Source organism: Chryseobacterium rhizoplanae, from assembly GCF_900182655.1.
In the GTDB taxonomy this organism is placed as follows: domain Bacteria; phylum Bacteroidota; class Bacteroidia; order Flavobacteriales; family Weeksellaceae; genus Chryseobacterium; species Chryseobacterium rhizoplanae.
The window spans coordinates 563,550-585,755 of sequence record NZ_FXTC01000001.1 but is presented as its reverse complement, the minus strand read 5'-3'; the positions used below and the strand labels follow the sequence as shown (position 1 = coordinate 585,755).

The window sequence follows — 22,206 nt, the reverse complement described above, 5'->3', positions numbered from 1 at the left end:
TATTTAAACCATTAAGATTTATTAAGTTGATAAGATTATTAAGATAAGCTTCGCTTTAAGCAATTGTATGTATAAAGTTTTAATTAATATTTTTTAAACAAAAAAAGAGACTGTTGTGATAAACAGTCTCTTTTTGTAATTATTTCTTCAAACACTTTTCAAGGAACTGATCCTGTTCCCATAAAAGGTGTAAGATGTTTTCTTTAGCCTGGTATCCGTGGGCCTCTTTTGGAAGAAGAACCATTTTTACCGGAGCACCCAGATTTTTTAATGCCTGGAAGTATCTTTCTGTCTGTAGAGTGAAAGTTCCCGGGTTGTTATCTGCATCCCCATGAATCAGAAGAAGTGGTGTCTTCATTTTATCAGCATTCATGAACGGAGACATTTTGTTGTAAATCTCCGGAATATCCCAATAATTTCTCTGCTCACTCTGGAACCCGAATGGCGTCAAAGTTCTGTTATAAGCTCCACTTCTTGCAATTCCACATGCAAAAAGATCAGAATGCGTCAGAAGGTTTGCTGTCATAAAAGCACCGTAAGAATGCCCTCCTACAGCTACTTTCTTTCTATCAATATATCCCAGGTGATCTACTGCATCAATAGCTGCTGCTGCATTTGCTACCAACTGAGGAATGAAAGTATCATTAGGTTCTGTTTTTCCTTCACCAATAATCGGGAAGGCTGCGTCATCCAGAACTGCATATCCTTTGGTTGTCCAGTATACAAATGATCCGTAATAAGGGAATGTAAAGTCATTCGGGTTTTGGGTATTTTGCCCTGCTGTATTTTTATCTTTATATTCAGTAGGATAAGCCCAGATCAGCAACGGAAGTTTCTCTTTTTTCGTTTTTCTGTCGTAATTGGCAGGAAGATAAAGAGTTCCGGTTAAAGTAACACCATCATTTCTCTTGTAAGTAATCACTTCTTTGTAAACATCTTTGATACTTTCAAAAGGATTGGCGAAGTTAGTTACGGCTTCTGCTTTATTAGATTTAATATTCTTTTTGAAATAATTAGGATAAAGGCTCGGCGACTGTTGAGTCGTAAGAATTTCACCCTTTGAAGCATTAAGAATATCAATGATTTCTTCTTTACCGTTTTTTATATTAGAGGTATAAAGTCTTTTCTTTTTTAGTGATTTTACATCCATTTCATCAATAAATGGATGCTGCCCGTCTTTGGTAAATCCATCTCCGATAAGGTAGGCTTTCCCTCCTTTCATATCGATTACATATCTCCCGTATTGGTTTTTCGTTGTATTAAAGTTTCCCGGATCACTGTAAACATCCTGATAATTTCTGTCATCGAAAACTTTAGATTCTCCGCTGTTAGTATCTATCAGGTAAGATTTTGTATTTCTTGTGTCATACCAGCCTTCAGAGACAATGGCATAATGATCATTAGTCCAGACTACGTTATCATATCTCTGCTTTGTTTTGAAGAAAGATTTTGGAGCTGCTGTAAACGGGGCTTCCCAGGTAAATATCTCGTCTCTGTAATCCGCTGTTTTAGACTGATCTCCTCCATCCAGAGCTTCAGCATAGGTAAGCGTAGCAGGCGCATCACTTCTCCATCCCATATCTCTTTTTCCGGTTCTTACAGAGGAGAATCCTTTCGGCATTATTTCATTCAAAGGAACTTGGTTTACTGTTTTTACAGCATTTCCTTTCATATCATATATCACCGTTGTAGATGGAAATCTGCTAAGCGGAACGATATAGGAAAACGGTTTTTTAATCGTTGTAGCCATCAGGTAATTTCCGTCCGGAGAGAAACTTAAGCCGGTATACATATCCTGATTTTTAAATTTCTTAAGATTTCCATTAAAATCTACATTATAGATTTCAGAAGCAGTAAGCGTTTCAAAGTTTTTTTCGTCCTGAGGATTTTTCAAAAGATCCTGATACGTTCTGTTTTGAGAGACTTTACCATCTGCTGTTGAAACAATCGGGCCTGTCGGAAGATCTTTGGCTGCATCTATAAGGGCAGGTCTGTTTTGTGGAAGTGTTCTGATCAGGAAGCTTTGAGAGTCATTATACCAAACATAAGGCATTCCCAGGTTGGCATTCAGATTATCAGCTGTAATTTTTTTTGCAGAAGCAGTTTCCATATCTACGATCCACAATTCTACTCCTTTATTTGTTGTATTGGTAAAAGCCAGTTTCTTTTCGTCCGGAGAAAACGAAACGTAAGCAATTTTTGGATTGGAAGGCAGGTTTTTTACCTGAATCTCATTTTTATCATTGATCTTTCTGATCTTCAGATTATTTGAGTAGGTCATGCTGCTTGAGATATTGGTAACCGGATTGATTCTAAGTCCGCCAAGCTTCATTTCACTCTGGCTGAGATCTTCCAGTGTTTTATATGTTGGACGATAAGTAAAAACTACCCAGTCTTTTTTGCTGTTCATCAGAACACTTGGAGGTCTTTGATAATCTGCCAATTTTAAAATTTCAGCAGAAGGTTTCTGATAAGTAATATTTTCCTGTGCATCATAAAAATTGAGAAATGCCAATAGGCAAATAGTCAGTTTTATCTTCATATAAATTCATTTTCTACGAATGTAGTGAATTTTAACAAATTTCTAACACGAAAAAATAAGACTCTTTTTAGTGTCATATTTATTTTTTCATTACTTTTATCTTACAAATTAAAATAATATGAAAAATTTAAGAAAATTATCAAAGAGCAATCTGAAAACAATTAAAGGAGGAAATGCACCATTATGTGATTCGGGATACATGGCTTGCAGAGTAGGTAAAACTCCAAGCGGTGCTCCTATCTGGGAATGCCTGCCAAATTGCAATTATTAACAACAGAAAAGGCACTTCATGTACTGAAGTGCCTTTCATATTTTATATTCTTAAGATTACCAGTCTGAAGCTCTTTTTCTTCTTTCAATCATATGATCTACCGAAACTTTTCCAGCTCCGATTACCATGAGTAAAAGATAAACGGAAAGATAGACAAGTGCCATTTCTCTTTTCTCAAAAGGATCTGCTCCATGTACTGCAAAAGCAGCGATGATCATGGTAAAAATCAGAAAGCCTAAAGAAACTCTTGTAAAAAGCCCTAATATAAGTAGTATTGAACAAACAAATTCTGCAAAAACCGTAAGAATCAGAGAGATCTGAGGACCAAGTCCCATAAAATCGAAGAACTCGATTTTACCGCCTGCCAACAGCATCTGAAGTTTTGGAAAGCCATGAGACAGCATTGCAAAACCAATGAATACTCTCACAGCTAATAAAATAACATCTTTAGGTATTGAGCTCCAATTTGAATTATTATAGTTCATTTACTAAAAAATTTATACTAAGGTAATAAAAATCTTTTAATACAACGGGATTCCGGCTATTTTAGTTTATCTGTAACCGAAGTTTTTAAGATCTCTGTCATTCTTTCTCCAGTCTTTTTTCACTTTTACAAATAAGTTTAAATGAATTTTCTTGGTGAAAAACTTTTCCAGGTCTAATCTTGCTTCAGTTCCCACTTTCTTGATCGCTTCACCTTTATGGCCGATAATAATTCCTTTCTGAGTATCTCTTTCTACATAAATAATTGAGTCTATGAAGATAATTCCTTCTTTCTCTTTGAACTGCTCAGTCACGACTTCTACTGAGTATGGAATTTCCTTATCATAGTTCAAAAGAATTTTCTCACGTATCGCTTCATTTACAAAGAATCTTTCGGGCTTATCCGTATACTGGTCTTTATCGTAGTAAGGAGGATTTTCAGGAAGTAAAGATTTTATTTTAGGTAAAATAACTTCTGTATTGAAGGCATTTAAAGCAGAAATAGGCAGAATTTCAGCTTTTGGAATTCTGTTGTGCCAGTCTTCTACTAATTTTTCAAGTCCGGCCTGATCGGTCTGGTCTACTTTATTCAATAAAAGAAGTACAGGTACAGGGATTTTATTCAGTTTATCAATTAAAAATTCTGATGGTTCCGCTTTATCGGTAACGTCTACAATAAACAGGAAAACATCGGCATCCTGCAAAGAGTCTTTTACAAAATCCATCATTTTTTCCTGCAATCCGTATTTTGGATCCAATACTCCCGGAGTATCGGAAAATACAATCTGAAGGTCATCTTCATTATAAATACCAAAAATTCTGTGGCGGGTTGTCTGAGCTTTCTGCGTTACAATCGCCAACTTCTCTCCCATTAATTGGTTAAGCAAGGTCGATTTTCCCGCATTGGGCTTTCCAACTATATTTACAAATCCAGCTTTGTGCATAAAAATAATATTACGAACTGCAAAGTTACTAAAACAAAATTGGTCTTTACGGTTAATCTTAATTTTTAAAAGAAAAAAGAGAGTTATATTCCCAAATATGGTATGATGAAAAGAAAATTTACAGTGACTCGATTAATGGGCTAACCACCCCGTCAAAAATTCTTTGAATTTTAGCCACCCCTCCAGAAGAGAGGAATTTTTCCCCTTTCCGTTATAATATTTAATGATATGTATTCTGAGTCAAAATAATTTTGATTGTCTTCATTACAATATTTCTTATAAAAGTTACCGATAATTTTGTATTGCATTACTTAAAACTGATATTTTTGAATATTAGAATTCATCTTTTATGAATATAGACCAGATTCTCGACAAGGTTTACCTTCTTCCTGAAGCATCAAAAAACAGTTTAAAAGAGCATATCACCGAGATTTCACATCCTAAAGGTTTTTGCCTGATGGAAGCTGATAAAGTGATTCCTTATCTCTATTTTATCCGTAAAGGGATTGCGCGTGCCTATTCTTCAACTGCTGATAATGATATTACATTCTGGTTCGGTAGTGAAGGACAATGCATCCTTTCTATGAAAAGCTATGTAGAGGACAAACCCGGTTATGAAAGCATCGAACTGCTGGAAGACTGTGATCTGTACAGAATGGAAACGGAAAACCTCAGAAAACTGTTCAATGAAGATATTCATATTGCCAACTGGGGCCGAAAACTGGCAGAAGCCGAGATGATAAAATCCGAGGAGCTCATTATTTCCAGGCAGTTTAAAACTTCGCTGGAGCGTTATAAAGATATTATGGCTTATCAGCCTGAGCTGCTAAAAAGAGTTCAACTGGGGTATATTGCGTCGTATCTTGGGATTACTCAGGTAAGTTTGAGCAGGATACGGGCTGAAATCAAGTAATTCCGGTTTTGAGAATGGAAGCAGGAAGCTGGAGGATGGAAGTTATTTTCTCATATGATAACTACTAAGCATTCCCATTAATTAATAAAATTGAGCAAGATTTCTTAATAGGCTATCATAACTTCTTTCTTCCAGCCTCCATCTTCCTTTCTTTACTCTCTCTACATTTTCATTTTTTAACAATTGTAAAATTTTTTCTCCTGTCAAATTCTGAACTTTGCCGTAGAAAAATTTAAAAAAATGAATTGGTTAATATTAGTTATCGCGGGATTATTTGAAGTTGCCTTCGCATCATGTCTTGGAAAGGCAAAAGAAACGTCAGGAACTGAGATGTACCTGTGGTATGCCGGTTTCCTGATAACCATGACCATCAGTATGGTTTTATTGATTAAAGCAACTCAAACCTTACCTATTGGTACTGCTTATGCGGTATGGACAGGAATTGGAGCGGTAGGAACTGCTTTAATGGGAATTATCTTCTTTAAGGATCCTGTAAGCTTTTGGAGAGTTTTCTTTATTGTAACGCTTATTGGTTCTGTAGTAGGTCTGAAAGCTGTATCTTCATCACACTAAGAAGCATAAACTTCTATCTATATTTAAAAATGACCGTCTTCGTAATGAAGGCGGTTTTTTGTTCTGAATTCTGATCTTTTATTATCCTAATCAACTGACCGGTAGAAATAAATTCTTTTTATATCTTTACTGAAAACTTTTAACATATGAAGAAATTACTATTCCTTTTAGCAGGTAGTTTACTGACTGCCCAGCAAACTTCCGAATTACTTTCCAACAACTGGTATATTTCCAAGATGGTAACCAGCAGCGGCCAGACAACCAACACTCCTGCAATAGACAATGGAGTTCCTGCTACTACTTTTAATTCTGCGGGAGGAACAAGCTATGTCATTAACTCCAGATATTATAACACCTCTATGATGAGTTTCGGGGTTATACCGGGAGGTAATAATCTCATCAAAACAGCAAGCTCTTGTACTCTTTTGTTTTATAATGGAGGAAATGCAGGACCTGTTCGTGCCTATGATCAGAAAAATTGTGATGCGTATGTTTTAGGTGCTTACGGATCTATATACAGTTATCAGATCACAACCAACGGTAATGTTAAAACACTTATGATCATGGATCCTTCAGGAAACAAGATATATTATAACAACAGTGCACAGTTAAGTACTAGAGAAACTGAAACAGCGACAAAAACTTTTAAAGCCTATCCAAACCCTGTAAAAGAGGTTTTACATCTTGAAAATATTGAGAGAAAACTTCCGCTTAAGATCTATGATCTATCAGGGAAACTGGTATTTGAAACCACAACAAATGACACTAAAATATCAATTGATACAAGTCGTTTGCAAAAAGGACAGTATATTTTAGTTTTGGAAAATTATAAATCATATCCTTTTACAAAAGAGCAATAGAGATATAAAAAAACCGTCTTCAGTAACTGAAAACGGTTTTTTTTATTTTTTATAAACTACAGGCAAGATTTCATTGTGCCTTAACCCATATTTTTTTATTTCTTCTTCTGAGAATTTCTGTGAATAGAAGTTCGGTTCTGTTTCAAAGCCAGCTTTTCTTAAGCGGTCAAAATAATCCATTCCGTACCAGCGGACGTGATCATATTGGCCGAAGTGTTTCTGGCGTTCTTTCGGATCTTTAATGGTAAAATCTTCATAGGTTTTCTCCAATGAATTTTTCATCGGAACCTGAAGAATCCCCCATCCACCAGGCTTCATTACCCTGTACAGTTCACTTATAGCTTTGGCATCGTCTTCGATATGTTCCAGAACGTGGTTACAGAAAATAATATCAAAACTTTCGTCTTCAAAAGGTAAATCCAGGATATCAGCTTTCACATCTACAATTGGAGAATATAAGTCTGCCGAAATATAGTTCAGGTTACTCATTCTCTTGAATTTCCTTAAAAATTCCTGCTCAGGAGCAATATGCAGAACTTTATAATTCTTAATAAAAAAATCAGTTTCATTCTGAAGATACAGCCACATCTGACGGTGTCTCTCCAGACTTAAAGTTCCGGGAGAAAGAGCATTTTCCCTTTGTTTTCCATAACCATACGGAAGAAATTTTCTGTAAGATCTTCCATCAATAGGATCATAAAACTGATTTCCTTTGAAAAACTGGTAAATAAGCGGTCTTGCCCAGATACTCATTTTAATAAGCATAGGGCGTGGAATTTTATTCAGTAAAAGTTTCGTTACCTTTTTCATTAAAAATCCAGTTGGAACTGCTTTTCTTCGTCACTTACAATCCCCAGAGCTTCATATACATAGTCAAATGTAGAAAGCAATACCGGCTTACCATTGATCACCGCCACATCATGTTCAAAGTGAGCAGATGGCATATTATCTAAAGTCGTTACCGTCCAGCCGTCATTATGGAATTTCACTTTCTCAGTTCCCATATTAACCATCGGCTCGATGGCAATTGCCAAACCGTCTTTAATTATCTTTCCGCTTCCTTGTCTTCCATAGTTGGGAACCTGCGGATCTTCGTGCATTTTTCTTCCTAAACCGTGTCCTACAAGCTCTCTTACCACTCCATATCCTTCTTTTTCACAATGTGTCTGGATTGCATGGGAGATATCTCCTATTCTCTTTCCTCTGACAACCTGCTCAATTCCTTTGTATAAAGATTCTTTGGTAACCTGTAGTAATTTTTTAACCTCAGGTTTCACTTCCCCGATTTCAAAAGTATAGGCATGATCTCCTACGAACCCGTTAAGAATAACTCCACAGTCCACAGAAAGAACATCTCCTTCTTTTACTACATCATTGTTTGGAAAACCATGAACTACCTGCTCATTCGGAGAGATACAAAGAGAGTTTGGGAATCCTCCGTATCCTAAAAATGCAGGCTCAGCACCATGATCTTTAATAAAATCATGAGCCAGTTTATCTAAATATAAGGTTGTAATCCCTGGTTTAATTTCTTTTGCCAACATTCCCAATGTTTTAGAAACCAGTCGGGCACTCTCCTTCATCAGACGTAATTCGTCTATCGTTTTTAATTGAATCATTGTATATAGATGTTAGATATCAGATGTTAGAAGCTAGATTACAGCATAATGCGTATTTCTATATTATAACAATCTACAGACTCTTTCTGATAAAAAAAGAAGCTTTGATTTGACATTAAAAACTAATTTCCAATATCCGGCTTCTCATTTTTATCCTACCAGAAAAGTCCTTTTTTCTTTTCTTTTTTAAGTTTTGAATAGGCAAGAACTTCCTTCCCTTCTACACGGAATTCTATTCTTTCCTGGATAATATTGTAGATCTCACCCCATCCCGGGAAACCTCCTAAATTTCTGTCGTCAATAAACCAATCTGCATCTAATTTTCTGGATTGTGTTTCATGATCAAAAACTTCTCCTTCAAAACTGGAATTCACAGCATAAAATTCTATTCCATTTTTTTTGCAGAATTCTACGGCTTCATCTAATGTTTTTCCGTGTCTGTACGTCCAAAGTATAAGTCTGTATCCTTCAGCCTGAAGTCTTTTCAAAGTTTCAAATGCAAAAGTTTTCGGTTTTCCAATGGCCGGGTAAGCGTCATCAACAATAGTCCCGTCAAAGTCAACAGCAATCTTTTTATTATTTAACATTTTGTTGTTTTTTTAGCTTTGCAAAGATAAGAAATAAAAAGAGTGCCCAAAAGAAAGGCACTCAATTACTTTTATATTTTAAATAATAATGTAAATCTTATTAGCTTTTTACCCAGCTAAACTGGAACTGAAGATCCGGAGTAGAAACTCTGTCTGTGATCTTCTGAAGCCTTGCAGGAAGCTTCATCAGGTATTCCTGAGCTTTTTCTGCTTTTTCTGTAAGTCCTTTTACGTGCTCAATTTTCCATTCATCCAAAAGGTCTTTCATAATATTGATATAATCCTGACCAGTATATACCATGCATCTTTGTGCAGCATCTGAAAAATGTCCCCAAAGTTCCCCGGCCTTTTGTCCGGACTGTCTCATCAGGTGAGCAGGCATTACGATCTTTTTACGCATCATATCTTCAAATGCAAGAATCATTTCTGAAGGGTCTACTTCAAGGATTTTCGCTACAAAATGCTTGTAAGCTTTAGCGTGTCTTGCTTCGTCTGCAGCAATCACACCGCACATTTTTGCCAATTTTCCGTTTCCGGATTGTTTAGCCAATGTACCTACTCTTCTGTGAGAGATGTTGGTAGCTGTCTCCTGGAAACTTGTATAGATAAAGTTTCTGTACGGGTCCATACTTGTTCCCAAATCGAAACCATCATTAATCAGGTATTGAGTGGTAATTTCAACCTCTCTCATGTTTACTCTTCCGCACAGATAAAGATATTTGTTTAATAAATCTCCGTGTCTGTTTTCTTCAGCAGTCCATGCTCTTACCCAATTGGCCCAGCCTAATCTCTCTTCCTGATTAATTCCGTCAACTCCCATTAACCAAGACTCGTAGGAAGGAAGAGCTTCTTCTGTGATACAGTCCCCGATCAATGTTACAAAAAGATCATAAGGCATTTCGCGGGCAAAAGTCTGGATTTCCTCTAAGTCGTGTTTAAATTCTTCGCTTGAAGGATCTGGTAAATAATCGGAAGGCTGCCATATTTTTTCAATTGGCGTTAAAAATTTATCAAGAAAAGAACCTACTTCCTTTTCCAATAATCCCATTACTTCTTTCCTTACAAGCTTTTGATACATTTTACTATTCAGTTTTAATTTACAAAGATATGATTTATTTATTATTTAGCGCATAATAAAGTATGACTTGCATACTTTATCTGACATAAATCATAAAAGAATGCCGTTCTACAAAGTATAACGGCATTCTTTTGACAATATTATTGAATTTTAATCAACTAAAACATCTCCCGTCATTACAGCCGGTATTTCAACGCCCATTACTTTAAGGATTGTAGGCGCTACATCCCCTAATTTTCCTGGTTTCAGATTCCAGGTCTGGTCTTTATCCATTACGATGAAAGGCACAAGATTGGTTGAGTGCTGTGTATTAGGAGTTCCATCAGGATTCATCATTACGTCTGAGTTTCCGTGATCGGCAAGAATAAAAACAGCATATCCGTTTTCATAAGCAGCGGTTGCTACTTTTTCGATACACTGGTCTACTACTTCGGCAGCTTTTACAGCGGCTTCAAAAACGCCTGTATGTCCTACCATATCAGTATTGGCGAAATTCAGACAAACAAAGTCCGCAGTTCCCTGCTCCAGTTCCGGTACGATAGCATTGGTAATATCATAGGCTGACATTTCCGGCTTCAGATCATAAGTAGGAACATCTTTCGGGCTTGGGCAAAGCAGTCTTCTTTCTCCTTCAAATTCTTCTTCTCTTCCTCCTGAAAAGAAGAAAGTAACGTGTGGATACTTCTCTGTTTCCGCAATTCTGATCTGGGATCTTCCATTTTTTTCAAGAATTTCACCCATTGTTTCCGTCAAAACGTTTTCATCAAAAACAACCTGTACATTCTGGAATGTTTTATCATAATTCGTCAACGTGATATAATAAAGGTTGAGTTTTTTCATTCCAAATTCCGGGAAATCCTTCTGAGAAAGAACTTCTGTAATTTCTCTTCCCCTGTCTGTACGGAAGTTGAAGCAAATCACTACATCATCCTCAATGATTTTTGCTACCGGCACTACATTTCCTGTAGCAGTAGTATGCATTAAAATGATGGGTTTCAGGAATTCATCGGTTACATTATTATCGTAATACCTCTTAATTGCTGCCAAAGCATCCGTTGTCTGCTCTCCTATTCCTTCTACAAGGGCATCGTAAGCCAGTTTTACACGCTCCCATCTTTTATCTCTGTCCATTGCATAGTATCTTCCTACTACTGTTGCCAGCTTTCCGGTAGTTGCTTCCATATGCTTCTGAAGTTCATCGATAAATCCTAATCCTGAATGCGGATCACAATCCCTGCCATCGGTAAATGCATGAACAAAAACGTTTTCATTCAAACCGAATTCTTTTGCAGCCGTCAGTAATCCTTTTAAGTGATTGATATGTGAGTGCACTCCTCCATTGGAAACCAGTCCGATAAAGTGTACTTTCTTATTTTCTTTTTTGGCGTATTCGAAAGCATCCTGAATCACTTTTTCCTGACCCAGTGTTCCGTTTTCAACCGCCATGTTCAGTTTCACCAGGTTTTGGTAAACCACTCTTCCGGCTCCCAGGTTCATGTGCCCCACTTCAGAATTTCCCATCTGTCCGGCTGGTAAACCTACCGCCAATCCACTTGCTTCAAGTGTAGTATGCGGGAATTTTTTGTAACAGCTGTCTATGAATGGTGTATTTGCTTTATCTATTGCAGAAACGTCAGGGTTTGTTCCCAATCCCCATCCGTCAAGAATTGCCAGTATTGCTTTTTTTGACATTTTGTAAAACTTTTGTTAGACAAATTTACCTAATTTCCTATGAATAGAAGAATTTGAAGTCTTGAATTTTATTGATTGCTGATCATCAGGGTGATATTACAGATAATCAAACCCTGTCAAGGTTTTAAACCTTGACAGGGTTGAAAAATTAAAATTTCGTCTTCAATTCCCGCCATTAATCAGTAAATCTTTTTAATTTTGCGGTATGGATTTACGAGATCAATTGAAGAATCTTTTTCCTGAGCATGAAGAGCAGGATTTTGAGATGCCTGAAGAGCAATTCAAGCAGAAAGAACCTTTGGTATGCAAATTTGAGAAGAAAGGGAGAAATGGTAAACCTGTCACTATTGTTGAAGGCTGGGAAGGCAGTGAGGAAGACCTGAAAAAAATCTCAAAGAAAATAAAAACCACCTTAGGTATAGGCGGTTCTGAGAAGGATGGAACGATTATCATTCAAGGGGATAACCGTGATAAAATAATGAATATCCTTAAAGAAATGGGATATAAAACCAAACGTGTTGGCGGATAGATCTAGAAGTAGATCTGCGTATCCGGCAGTAAGGTTTTTAAATTTTCAATTGTAGATTTTTGTATAGGATTTCCTGTAAGAATCAATGTTTTCAGATTTTTCAGCTGCTTGATTTCTACAGGAATATCTTTTAGATTATTGTTGGCAAGATTCATGCTGACTACGCTTTTCAACCCTTTTACTTTGGGTGAAATTTCCGAGATATTATTTCCACTTACATTCAGAAATTCAAGATGCTGAGCTTTGAAAAGGTTTTCCGGAAGCTTGCTGATGGCATTCTGCTGCAGTTCAAGATATTTTAAGTTTTTAGGAAAAGACAAATTACCAAGATCATTAATCTGATTATCAGAAAGATTCAAAAATTTAAGATTTTTGATCTGATCCAGTCTGTCTGCAATAAAACTGATCTGGTTTCCCTGAAGGTTAATTTCTTCCAACGCTGCAATTTCCATAAGTGCTTCGGGGAAAGTATTCAGATTGTTGGCATCAAAATGTACTACTTTTAAGTTCTGAAGCTTTGCAATATTGGGATTAATGCTTGTCAGACTATTCAGATTCATTGAAAAAGTCGTCAGTTTCTTCAGCTTGCTTACCTCATCCGGAATATATTTAATGCTGTTTTCATTCACATTTAAAATCTCCAGCTCTTTCAATTCAAAGAGTTCCTGATCCATTTTCTCAAGCTTATTGGCCATAATATTCAGAAAGAACAATGAATCCAGCTTCACGATCTGAGGGGGAAGATTAAACAATCCCTTCTGTCTGAAACTCATACTATATACTGCTTTTTTACTGCTTAAAGCATCTTCAATATTGGTAAAAGTAGGATATTTCACAGGATCAATCTGTGCATTGATCTTAGAAAGTGATAGGATGGAAATAAGTAAGAAAAGCTTTTTCATAAACATAAAAAGGTCTGCCAGCGACAGAAGCCACTGACAGACAAGAATTATAAATAATTTATTTCTTTACAAGTTTAACTGTTTTCTGGAAACCTCCTTCAGCTTCAATATTTAAAACCAAAACACGAGATCCTTCCAACTGTTGCGTGAAATCAAGATCCAATACTTTGTTTGTACCGTTGAATTTCTTCGTAAATACGATTTTTCCGTCCATGCTGTAAGCGGTCACTGAAATATCTTTCAATCCTTTTGCTGAATTGATTTTTACGATTCCGGAAGTCGGGTTTGGTGCTACCGTTACAGTATTTTCTGCAGTTTTGGTATCAATAGTTCCTAAAGTTCCTTCAGTTCCAAGGTTATTTTTAAGTGCAATAACGATGGTCGCTGATTTTCCTTTATAGTTGATTGTATTTCCTGTAGCATCCACATCTGTAGAGATTGTTGAATCCGGGTGCTGAATAGAGAAGAAACCAAATTTATGATCAGGCGTAAATGTAAGCCCTGTAGGTTCTGCACCTGCTGGCATAGAAGCAAATAATCTTACTTTCGGGTTGGCCTGTGTGTGATCAGGAGCAATCACCCAGATATAGTTTTTACCTCCATCCTGAAGTACCCAAAGGTTTCCAAGTTCATCAAAAGTAAGGTTGTCATTTCCATCAGCCCATACTTCAGACTTTACACCCTGAGCCGTATTGAAAGAATACACTGTAGAACCTCCACCTACGAAAGTTTCCACCTGAGAAGCGGTAGTTCCGTTATCCTGTAAACGGTATACCCTGTCTAAACCTTTTGATGTAAAATAAATTTTCCCATCCAGCGGGCTGATATCAACATCTTCAATACCATTAAATTTTGTTCCTCCTAAAGAAAGAGCTAACGGACCTGTATTGTTCTGGTCTGCTTTCGTTTTATTAGGAACCTGGATCCATGTTGCTGTAGTTCCTACCGGATCTCCTGCAGTTGATAATCCCTGATCTAATTTTAAAACATATAGATTTCCTGAAGAAAGGTTATTCGGAGTGTCCATTACATATTTATACACCATGTGAGTTCCACCGTCTTCCCCATAATAAGCAGTTGTTCCTGCATTATTCACCACTACGTTTTCGTGGTTCATGATTCCCATCTGCCAAAGTTTTCCTTTGGATCCGTCAGTATTTTTAGAAATCACCTGAGCTGTTGCAGGATCAATCTCTACCAGCCAACCATAATCTTTGTATCCGTCATTGTTCACGTCATTGGAAGTCACAGACTCTTCAGCGGTTACTACGGTTCCCCAAGGTGTAATTCCTCCTGAACAGTTTCTGATAGTTTGTACCAAACTTGGATCTGAGAAACTTACCGCTCTTGATTTTGACAGTTGCCAAAGCTTTGAAGTCGCGTTATAATTGATTTCCGCCATGGTAACTCCTCCCGGATTCGTTTCATGGTTTACAGAAAGATATCCGTTGGTACTGCTTCCTGTTTTTGGAACATAAGCGGTAAAGTCATTCTGACCTCCCACTAATCCTCCTCCTTCAGTATAATTATCTCCTTCTTTTAAAATAAGCTGGTATTTGTGTTCAGCAGGAATGATCAGCTTATCAGTCTGTGCTGTAGGAACAATTGAAGTAAAGCAGCTGATATGTGTTCCGTTACAAGCTACAGGAATCGTTGTATTAGCGGTAGTTTTCAGGTAAGCATCAATTCTTAAATCTGAACTGGTCGTACTTCTGTTGTGCAATTCTATAGAAAGTCTGTTAACACCGTTTACAAATTTTGATTTTGGTATCGTGAAAAGGTTATAAACACTTTCTGCTGCTCCATCTATAGTTGTAGATGAAAAGGTATTGAATGTGACAGCACCTGCAGGCATATTGTCTCTTACGACTTCCTCTCCGTTCAGGTAAACTATAATACCGTCATCTCTCATTATTCCCAGCTCCATAGTATCGGAAAGTGTTGAAAGATCTATCGTAAAATCTTTAGCAAAATACGCTGTAGTAAGCCCTGAATTGATGGTTGTGGTTACAGGATCTCCATATCCCAACGGCCCGTTTCCTACCGCCCATGTTGAAATATCATAAGTCTGGGCATTCCATCCTGTAGGCTGAGCCTGGTTATTATCTTTGTAGCTCCAAGATGCATTCTTATTGAATATCAGAGTCTGCGCCTGGATACCTGAACTGGCCAGTATAGCCAACGCTCCCATTGTTAGTAGTTTTTTCTTCATTTTTTATTTGATTTATTAGACACTGCAAAACTATTTTTTTAGCGCTTTTCCTCTGTTAATAGGATTTTAAATATAAATCAGTGAATATTAACTTATCAAAAACCTAATGTTAATGGGATTAATTTTTTGTTAAATGAGGCAGATTACGGGGTGCGGGTTTCGAGATGCGGGATTTCGGGGTTTCGGGATGTGGGTGCAAATACAGAAATTCAGGGATGAAAATAAACTGAGCAGCTGATGTGTTTTTTTTTGCGTGTCTTCAATTATAACACATTATAATCCGAACCTCGTACCCCGAACCGCATTTCAAAACCCCGAATCCCGAATCCCGCACCTCGCCTATTTCGCTTTACTCACATCTGTAAGGGCATTCAGAAAGGCTATAATCTGTTTTATTTCTGTTTCAGTGAGGTTTAATTTATCCGGTGCAAGGGTCTGGTTTTTCATTTTTAATCCTAATCCTTCTCCACCTCCTTCATTATAAAAATCAAGAACTTCTTCTAATGTATTGAAAGCTCCGTTATGGAAATAAGGTTTGGTAAGCGCAATATTTCTGACGGTGATGGTTTTGAATGAATAATCGTAAATCCATGATTTTTCCTTTTTCACAGGACTGTTTCCTCTTCCTAAGTCCTGATCAAGCTCCACCGGAAGCTGTTTGATGGGTCTGGCAGGTATTCCCAGTACTTCAGATTCATTTTCATTAAAGAATGGTGGTACCAAACCAGAAAAATGTGGGGCAAAATGGCATGTTGCACAATTGGCTTTTCCCATAAACAGGTTGAATCCTTTTTTTACGTCCTCAGAAACATTCTTTTCATTCCTCATAAAACGGTCAAAGTCGCTGTCAAATGAGTACAATGAAGCCACATAAGAGCTTAATGCCTTAGAAAAGTTTTCCTTACTGATCTTTCCATCCTTGAAAGCTGCACGGAAAGCCTTTTTATATTCAGGTTTAGTTTTTAGTTTCTGAATAATACTTTCATAGCTTGTATTGAATTCCTGTTCATTATAAATGACGTGTTCCGCCTGCTGTTCCAGATAAAAAGCACGAAGGTCATAGAAAAACCTCTTGGCAAAAACAGCATTATATAAAGACGGAGAATTTCTCAGTACTGTTTTTCCTTCTACGTTACTTTGTGATTTTGCTTTAAGGTCTGTAAAAGCATTTTCCTGAAGATGACATGTTGCACAGCTCATTTTCTCGTTGCCACTTAAATTCTGATCAAAGAAAATTGATTTTCCAAGATTGCGGAGTTCAGGATTATCTTCTGAGGATTTCAATAAGGTATAAAAATACGGATCTAAAAAATCACTGCTGAAAAAGTTCTTATTACCTACATTCCAGCCGGAAAATTCTTTAAGATCATCTGGTCTTCCATCCCATTTCCCTAGCTCTTCATACAAAGGCTGTACATATTTCTTGTAAAACTCGATCCTGTCAAAATTTTCAAAATCGGTATTTTTTGAAAGGTAAGTGATTCCTTCTGTTAAAATCTGATTGGCTTTCTGCGTATTATAATTTTTAAAATAAGGGTCATCATTAATATATTTCTGCATTCCTGAAAAAGCGTGGCTGGCTTCCCCGGAAATATTCAGAGAACCCGGAGTATCAAAACCTGTCACCCCGAGAGAATAGATTCTGATCAGCTCAATACGTAAGGGTAATGTCTTGTTATTGCCCTTGCTCAATCCATTTTTTAAAGCACTTAAATAAAACCCGGAATAGCTGTTGTATAAAAAAGTAGTGATGGTTTTGATCTTCTCTTTTTCATTTCCTGCTTCATCTGAAAATATCAATTCATCCAGCACCTGCAATCCTTCAGGAGGAAGCGTATAAGCGGACGTTCCAGCGGCTTCAATATGAAACAATGGGGCTGCATTCAGATGGGTTTTGGTAAATTCGGGATAATGATAAGCCACATAAAATTCTATTTCTTTGAATGAATTTCTGGTACTGCTCAGAGATTTCTGTAATTCTTCAAGGGAAATGCGGTCTTCTGAGAACTTATCAACATCTGATTTCAGCTGTTCAAGCTTGGTCTTAAAGTTAGACAACCCTTTATTGATAAATGTATTTTCGCTTTCTTTTCCTTTATAAACAGGATTAAAAGACATTACTGCAAATCCTATCAGAAGGACGATTATAAGCAGTGGATAAGATCTCATGAATTTTTAGCGGCAAAAGTATTACTCTGATGTTATCTCAGTTTTAATAACAGATTAAATAATGTTTATATTTCTGATATCATATTTTTCACTAATTTTAAACCCCGAAATCAAATTCATTATTCTAAAGAAAACGGTTTTTCGAAATACCGGTAAAAATAATGGCGGGAGATTATTGGGCGAGGATTTTTTTTAATTGAATTCAACACATCAAAAAAACTAAAATAGTATTATGAAAACAAAACTATGGTTTGCTGTTGCAGCAAGTTTCCTTTCTCTGACTGCATTTTCACAGAAAAAAAAGCAACCGGAAAAACAAGCAGGAAAGCCACAGGAAATGGCTGTCTATGCAGAAAAAAAAGGTTCTGATTATTATCTGGTGCGCCTTGAAAAGGATAAAAACATTCCCAATGTGTATGTGTATTCCAATGGTGTTACCAAGCCTTATAAAAATTATTCTGATCTCAAAGATATCGTGGCAGAATTCCCGGGAATGATGACTTCCAACAATTCTACAAAGGAAGAACTGATTTCTATTCTTACAAAAGATAATCATTTCTACGAAATCACATCACAGCGAAAAGATCCCAAAAACATTGAAAAAACTGTTGTTACGGTATACGAAGTGATGAACGGCCAGAAAAGAATTGTAGAAGAATACAATGACATCTATGAAGTGATGGCATCTCCTTATAAAGATGCGATTATCATTAATTAAAAAAACAAAATTATACATATTATGCTAAACAAACTTGCTGCCTCAGAACTTGTTCTGAATGAAGACGGAAGTGTATACCACCTGAATCTTTTACCTGAAGATATTGCTGACAAAATCATCCTTGTGGGTGACCCTGACAGAGTGGCAAAAGTTTCAAAATACTTTGATACGGTAGAAATCAAAAAAAATAAAAGAGAATTTTACACACATACAGGAACGCTTCGTGGAGAAAGAATTACTGTAATGTCTACGGGTATCGGAACTGAAAACATCGATATCGTCATGAACGAACTGGATGCTTTGGTGAACATTGATCTTAAAAATAAAGAATTTAAGACTGAACATAAAGCTCTTGAGTTATTCCGTATGGGAACTTGTGGAAGTGTAAACCCGGATGTACAGGTTGATAATATGCTGGTTACCCAAAATGTAGTAGGATTAGACGGATTGATGCATTTCTACCAGGATTATAATTTTGAAAATGAGTTTTCCAAAAACTTCTTAGAAAAATTCCCTTACGAAAGAATCAAACCGATGCTTTATTTCTCAGACTGGGCGGAAGAAATGGGAGAATATTACAAAGATGCCAAATACCACGGAAATACAGCAACATTCCCGGGGTTCTATGCTCCACAGGGAAGACAGCTTCGTCTAAAAGCGGTAGATGACAAATTCTTAGAAACATTGAACGACCTTGGAATTACCAATTTTGAAATGGAAACCTCTGCGATCTATGCGCTTTCAAAATTATTAGGACATAAAGCCATTACCGTAAATAACGTTATTGCCAACAGAAGACGCGGTGAGTTCTCTGCAGACCACCATGCGTCAGAGAAAAACCTTATTGACTGGGTATTGGAAAGAATTATTAAATAATTCTTTTATTGATATAATAAAAACCTCCGGAAGTTGTTTCCGGAGGTTTTTTTATAGGTTTTGGCTAAAGCCAATGAATCTGATCTATTTTGAAAACGGGCTTCCTTCGTCTACGCTCAGGATGTTAGCCCTATTAAATTTGATTATATTGAAAATAGTTATTTTTTTCACGATGAATAAAACTACCCATCCGGTTTGTCATTCCGTAGGAATCTAAATACAGTTTTTAAAAATAACATAGAGATTCCTACGGAATGACAAAGGGTATCATAAGAATTGAGTATGTATAAATGGGTGGAAGATCAAATCCAATCAAATTAATTACAAATGAAAAGTCCTAGGATCAGGATATTGAAATGTATAATCCAGTTCTGAAATTAATTTTGAAGACAACACTTTCTTTCCTTTCACCTCAAACTTTTCTTCATCAAATATATTTTTCTGTGCATTAATCACCTGGCTTTTTGCCGGATGAATCGGAGCTGTAACATTATAAAGTTTTGCTTCTGTTTTGTTTTCGATCATTTGTGTGATAATGGCGCTGATATCAGCATAATGAATATGATTCACAGCATGATCAAGATTGCCGACATTATAATTTTTCAAAAGTCTGTTGTCTCCCATCAGACCGCCAAGTCTCAGAATATTGAGCTGAGGATATTTGTTTCTTAGCATTCGTTCTCCTGACACACTTTCCAATAGAATATCCTCTTCTGTAAACTCTTTTGGAAGATCCGGATAAACTCCTGTGGAACTCATTAGAAACATCTGTCCTTTAAAATCTCCGATAAATGCTGATAAATTTTGAATTCTGTTATATAAAGAACTTACACAACAGCTTTTTTCAGAAACCGGAATGGTAATGATCAAGACATCAATATTTTTAATTTCTTCCCATTGAGAAACAGGTTCTGTCAGCTGATAATCCGGAAAAGAAGCTAGTACTGCATGAATTCCTTTGCTGTTAAGATCATTTACTTTATTATCTGTTGTTGTCGTTGCAGATAGTATATATTTTCCGGATAAAGAAGATGCAATTTTTTCTCCAAGCCAGCCATAACCTATAATTCCTATTTTCTTCATATTTCAACAGAGGTTTTCATTTTTTAATGGTACAAAAATATCGATAAGTTATGAAACAAAGTATCCATAAGCCTTTCAAGATTTTTTTATTTGTAATTTATTTTACCAGAATTTGAATAAATACCTGCAATTATTTCCTGGTAAAGCAGTTTTTTATGTGGTCATTTACCATTCCGGTAGCTTGCATATGGGCATAAATTACTGTAGAACCCACGAATTTGAACCCTCTTTTTTTAAGTTCTTTGGAAATAAGATCGGAAATTTCTGTTGTGGCAGGAACATCAGCTAAAGTCTGGGGACTGTTATCAATGGGTTTTCCGCCTGTAAAGTTCCAGATATAATTAGAAAAACTCCCGAATTCTTTCTGAATTTCAATGAATCGCTGAGCATTGGTAACTGCTGCAAGAATTTTAAGCCTGTTTCTGATAATCCCCGGGTTGTTCATTAATTCTTCGATCTTCTTCTCTGAATAAGCGGCTACTTTTTTATAATCAAAATGATCAAAAGCACTTCTGAAGTTTTCTCTTTTAGATAAGATAGTATACCAGCTCAGTCCGGCCTGAAAGCTTTCAAGAATAAGAAATTCAAATAGTGTTTCATCATCATACACGGGTCTTCCCCACTCTTCGTCATGATACTTTCTGTAGAGATCATCTTTTTCACACCATCCACACCGTATTTTTTCCATAATTATCAAATTTTATCTACTAAAGATACTGCTGATTTGGAAAAATATAACAAAAGATTATGAAAAGTTTAACAGAGGCTACCGATTTTAGGAATGGTTATTGTTTAATTACTAATACCAAACTAAAATTTATACTATTATGAACAATTCAGAGTACAACAAAGCGGAAAATGCAGTAAACAATGTAGAAAATTCTTTACAGAATGCAACGGACAAGGCCAAATGGAAAATCGATGAATTGGCAGATAAGGCTAAAGATTATATTAATGAGAAAAGGAATAATGATCAGGAAGCCAGCCAGGAAGACTGGCTCGACAGGGTAAAAGCTAATGTATCCGATGCATGGGAGGATATCAAGGATAAAGCAGATGAGGCATGGGAAAAAACCAAAGATGCGGCAGAGGATGTAAAGGCAGAATGGAATAAGAAAACCAATTAGTATTTCAGTCATATAAATATTTTCAATAAAATGGAGTCTTAAATTGATAAGGCTCCATTTTTTATTATGTCATAACCACAATTATTGCTACATTTGTATTATAATAAACATTAAAAAATTATGTCATACGGTTTACTTAAAGGCAAAAAGGGAATTATTTTTGGAGCCCTTAATGAACAATCTATCGCATGGAAAGTTGCTGAAAGATGCCATGAGGAAGGTGCTGAATTTATCTTATCCAATGCTCCTATTGCTTTAAGAATGGGAGAGCTTAATGGTTTAGCAGAAAAAACAGGTTCTGAAGTAATAGGTGCTGATGCTACTTCTATAGAAGATCTTGAAAAACTTTTTGATGCCGCAGTTGCAAAATTTGGAAAAATCGACTTTATCCTTCACTCTATCGGAATGTCTATCAACGTAAGAAAAGGAAAACATTATACAGAAATGAACTACGATTGGTTGGAAAAAGGTTGGGATATCTCCGCTGTTTCTTTCCATAAAGTAATGCGTGTAGCTTGGGAAAAAGATTGTATGAACGAATGGGGAAGCATCCTGGCGCTTACTTATATTGCGGCTCAAAGAACATTCCCGGATTATAATGATATGTCTGATAACAAAGCTTATCTTGAAAGCATTGCAAGAACTTTCGGAAACTACTGGGGTGAAAGAAAAGTACGTGTAAATACCGTTTCTCAGTCTCCTACAATGACTACTGCTGGTAGTGGTGTGAAAGGTTTCGGAGGATTTCTTGGATATGCAGAAGATATGTCTCCACTAGGAAACGCCACAGCTCTTGAATGTGCAGACTATTGTGTAACTTTATTCTCTGATCTTACTAAAAAAGTAACGATGCAGAACCTTTTCCATGATGGAGGTTTCAGCAGCTCGGGTGTTACTCAGAAAGTAATCAGCAAGTATGATGTTGAATAATCATTCATTAAAAAAATAGCGGACAAAGTTCCGTTCAAGAATAAATAAAACCCATGAAAAACTTCATGGGTTTTCTGTTTCTATCATCTGGAAACTCA

The 22,206-nt window shown here is 36.4% G+C and carries 22 protein-coding genes; 9 read left to right on the top strand and 13 right to left on the bottom strand.

Going from position 1 to position 22,206, the window contains the following annotated elements:
- Positions 1 to 139 precede the first annotated feature (139 nt).
- Positions 140 to 2,542 carry an alpha/beta hydrolase family protein gene (locus FN817_RS02565; protein ID WP_142716579.1) on the bottom strand — a complete coding sequence of 801 codons (2,403 nt, stop codon included), beginning with the start codon at positions 2,540 to 2,542 and terminating at the stop codon, positions 140 to 142.
- A gap of 118 nt (positions 2,543 to 2,660) precedes the next feature.
- Between FN817_RS02565 and FN817_RS23030 the strand changes: the two genes are divergently transcribed.
- Positions 2,661 to 2,813: a bacteriocin-like protein gene (locus tag FN817_RS23030; RefSeq protein WP_167498800.1), complete on the top strand. Its 153-nt coding sequence runs from the start codon at positions 2,661 to 2,663 to the stop codon at positions 2,811 to 2,813.
- A 56-nt stretch (positions 2,814 to 2,869) separates the two neighbouring features.
- Here the strand turns inward: FN817_RS23030 and FN817_RS02560 are convergent, their stop codons facing one another.
- The gene (locus tag FN817_RS02560; RefSeq protein WP_142716578.1) at positions 2,870 to 3,298 is read right to left on the bottom strand and encodes a DoxX family protein; all 429 of its coding nucleotides are present in this window, start codon (positions 3,296 to 3,298) and stop codon (positions 2,870 to 2,872) included.
- A gap of 66 nt (positions 3,299 to 3,364) precedes the next feature.
- On the bottom strand, positions 3,365 to 4,240 hold the full coding sequence (era, locus tag FN817_RS02555; RefSeq protein ID WP_047384549.1) for a GTPase Era: 876 nt from the start codon (positions 4,238 to 4,240) through the stop codon (positions 3,365 to 3,367).
- Positions 4,241 to 4,589: 349 nt separating this feature from the next.
- On the opposite strand from era, the gene FN817_RS02550 reads away from it, so the two are divergent.
- From FN817_RS02550 to FN817_RS02540, 3 genes are all read left to right on the top strand, one after another.
- On the top strand, positions 4,590 to 5,153 hold the full coding sequence (locus FN817_RS02550; protein WP_142716577.1) for a Crp/Fnr family transcriptional regulator: 564 nt from the start codon (positions 4,590 to 4,592) through the stop codon (positions 5,151 to 5,153).
- A gap of 240 nt (positions 5,154 to 5,393) precedes the next feature.
- Positions 5,394 to 5,726 carry a DMT family transporter gene (locus FN817_RS02545; protein WP_047422714.1) on the top strand — a complete coding sequence of 111 codons (333 nt, stop codon included), beginning with the start codon at positions 5,394 to 5,396 and terminating at the stop codon, positions 5,724 to 5,726.
- 146 nt (positions 5,727 to 5,872) lie between these two features.
- On the top strand, positions 5,873 to 6,586 hold the full coding sequence (locus FN817_RS02540) for a T9SS type A sorting domain-containing protein (protein WP_142716576.1): 714 nt from the start codon (positions 5,873 to 5,875) through the stop codon (positions 6,584 to 6,586).
- Between the two features lie 42 nt (positions 6,587 to 6,628).
- On the opposite strand, the gene FN817_RS02535 is transcribed toward FN817_RS02540, so the two are convergent.
- From FN817_RS02535 to gpmI, 5 genes are all read right to left on the bottom strand, one after another.
- Positions 6,629 to 7,396 carry a class I SAM-dependent methyltransferase gene (locus tag FN817_RS02535; protein WP_142716575.1) on the bottom strand — a complete coding sequence of 256 codons (768 nt, stop codon included), beginning with the start codon at positions 7,394 to 7,396 and terminating at the stop codon, positions 6,629 to 6,631.
- Positions 7,396 to 8,205, bottom strand: coding sequence for a type I methionyl aminopeptidase (gene map, locus FN817_RS02530; protein ID WP_142716574.1), 810 nt, complete (start codon positions 8,203 to 8,205; stop codon positions 7,396 to 7,398). The genes FN817_RS02535 and map overlap by 1 nt, the downstream gene beginning before the upstream one ends.
- A gap of 155 nt (positions 8,206 to 8,360) precedes the next feature.
- Positions 8,361 to 8,792, bottom strand: a complete 432-nt coding sequence (locus FN817_RS02525; protein WP_047422710.1) for a BT0820 family HAD-type phosphatase — start codon at positions 8,790 to 8,792, stop codon at positions 8,361 to 8,363.
- 100 nt (positions 8,793 to 8,892) lie between these two features.
- Positions 8,893 to 9,870: an acyl-ACP desaturase gene (locus tag FN817_RS02520; protein ID WP_142716573.1), complete on the bottom strand. Its 978-nt coding sequence runs from the start codon at positions 9,868 to 9,870 to the stop codon at positions 8,893 to 8,895.
- A 150-nt stretch (positions 9,871 to 10,020) separates the two neighbouring features.
- A complete protein-coding gene (gene gpmI, locus FN817_RS02515) occupies positions 10,021 to 11,562 on the bottom strand; it encodes a 2,3-bisphosphoglycerate-independent phosphoglycerate mutase (RefSeq protein WP_142716572.1) in 1,542 nt (513 codons plus the stop codon).
- A 205-nt stretch (positions 11,563 to 11,767) separates the two neighbouring features.
- On the opposite strand from gpmI, the gene FN817_RS02510 reads away from it, so the two are divergent.
- On the top strand, positions 11,768 to 12,091 hold the full coding sequence (locus tag FN817_RS02510) for a translation initiation factor (protein ID WP_103293686.1): 324 nt from the start codon (positions 11,768 to 11,770) through the stop codon (positions 12,089 to 12,091).
- Between the two features lie 2 nt (positions 12,092 to 12,093).
- On the opposite strand, the gene FN817_RS02505 is transcribed toward FN817_RS02510, so the two are convergent.
- The 3 genes from FN817_RS02505 to FN817_RS02495 form a co-directional block, all read right to left on the bottom strand.
- Positions 12,094 to 12,993 carry a leucine-rich repeat domain-containing protein gene (locus tag FN817_RS02505; protein WP_142716571.1) on the bottom strand — a complete coding sequence of 300 codons (900 nt, stop codon included), beginning with the start codon at positions 12,991 to 12,993 and terminating at the stop codon, positions 12,094 to 12,096.
- 58 nt (positions 12,994 to 13,051) lie between these two features.
- A complete protein-coding gene (locus tag FN817_RS02500) occupies positions 13,052 to 15,205 on the bottom strand; it encodes an alkaline phosphatase PhoX (protein ID WP_142716570.1) in 2,154 nt (717 codons plus the stop codon).
- Between the two features lie 339 nt (positions 15,206 to 15,544).
- Positions 15,545 to 17,374 (bottom strand): cytochrome-c peroxidase, encoded by a 1,830-nt coding sequence (locus FN817_RS02495; RefSeq protein WP_142716569.1) that lies wholly within the window; start codon positions 17,372 to 17,374, stop codon positions 15,545 to 15,547.
- Positions 17,375 to 17,606: 232 nt separating this feature from the next.
- Here FN817_RS02495 and FN817_RS02490 point away from each other — a divergent pair, with 232 nt between their 5' ends.
- Positions 17,607 to 18,092 (top strand): hypothetical protein, encoded by a 486-nt coding sequence (locus FN817_RS02490; RefSeq protein ID WP_142716568.1) that lies wholly within the window; start codon positions 17,607 to 17,609, stop codon positions 18,090 to 18,092.
- A 21-nt stretch (positions 18,093 to 18,113) separates the two neighbouring features.
- Positions 18,114 to 18,968, top strand: a complete 855-nt coding sequence (locus tag FN817_RS02485) for a nucleoside phosphorylase (RefSeq protein WP_047422702.1) — start codon at positions 18,114 to 18,116, stop codon at positions 18,966 to 18,968.
- A 321-nt stretch (positions 18,969 to 19,289) separates the two neighbouring features.
- On the opposite strand, the gene FN817_RS02480 is transcribed toward FN817_RS02485, so the two are convergent.
- The gene (locus FN817_RS02480; protein ID WP_142716567.1) at positions 19,290 to 20,051 is read right to left on the bottom strand and encodes a Rossmann-fold NAD(P)-binding domain-containing protein; all 762 of its coding nucleotides are present in this window, start codon (positions 20,049 to 20,051) and stop codon (positions 19,290 to 19,292) included.
- Positions 20,052 to 20,181: 130 nt separating this feature from the next.
- The gene (locus tag FN817_RS02475) at positions 20,182 to 20,739 is read right to left on the bottom strand and encodes a DNA-3-methyladenine glycosylase I (RefSeq protein WP_142716566.1); all 558 of its coding nucleotides are present in this window, start codon (positions 20,737 to 20,739) and stop codon (positions 20,182 to 20,184) included.
- A 139-nt stretch (positions 20,740 to 20,878) separates the two neighbouring features.
- Here FN817_RS02475 and FN817_RS02470 point away from each other — a divergent pair, with 139 nt between their 5' ends.
- Both FN817_RS02470 and FN817_RS02465 read left to right on the top strand, forming a co-directional pair.
- Positions 20,879 to 21,178, top strand: a complete 300-nt coding sequence (locus FN817_RS02470) for a hypothetical protein (protein WP_114821904.1) — start codon at positions 20,879 to 20,881, stop codon at positions 21,176 to 21,178.
- 120 nt (positions 21,179 to 21,298) lie between these two features.
- Entirely contained in the window at positions 21,299 to 22,108 is an 810-nt protein-coding gene (locus FN817_RS02465; RefSeq protein ID WP_142716565.1) for an enoyl-ACP reductase FabI, read from the top strand.
- The last annotated feature ends 98 nt before the right edge of the window (positions 22,109 to 22,206 follow it).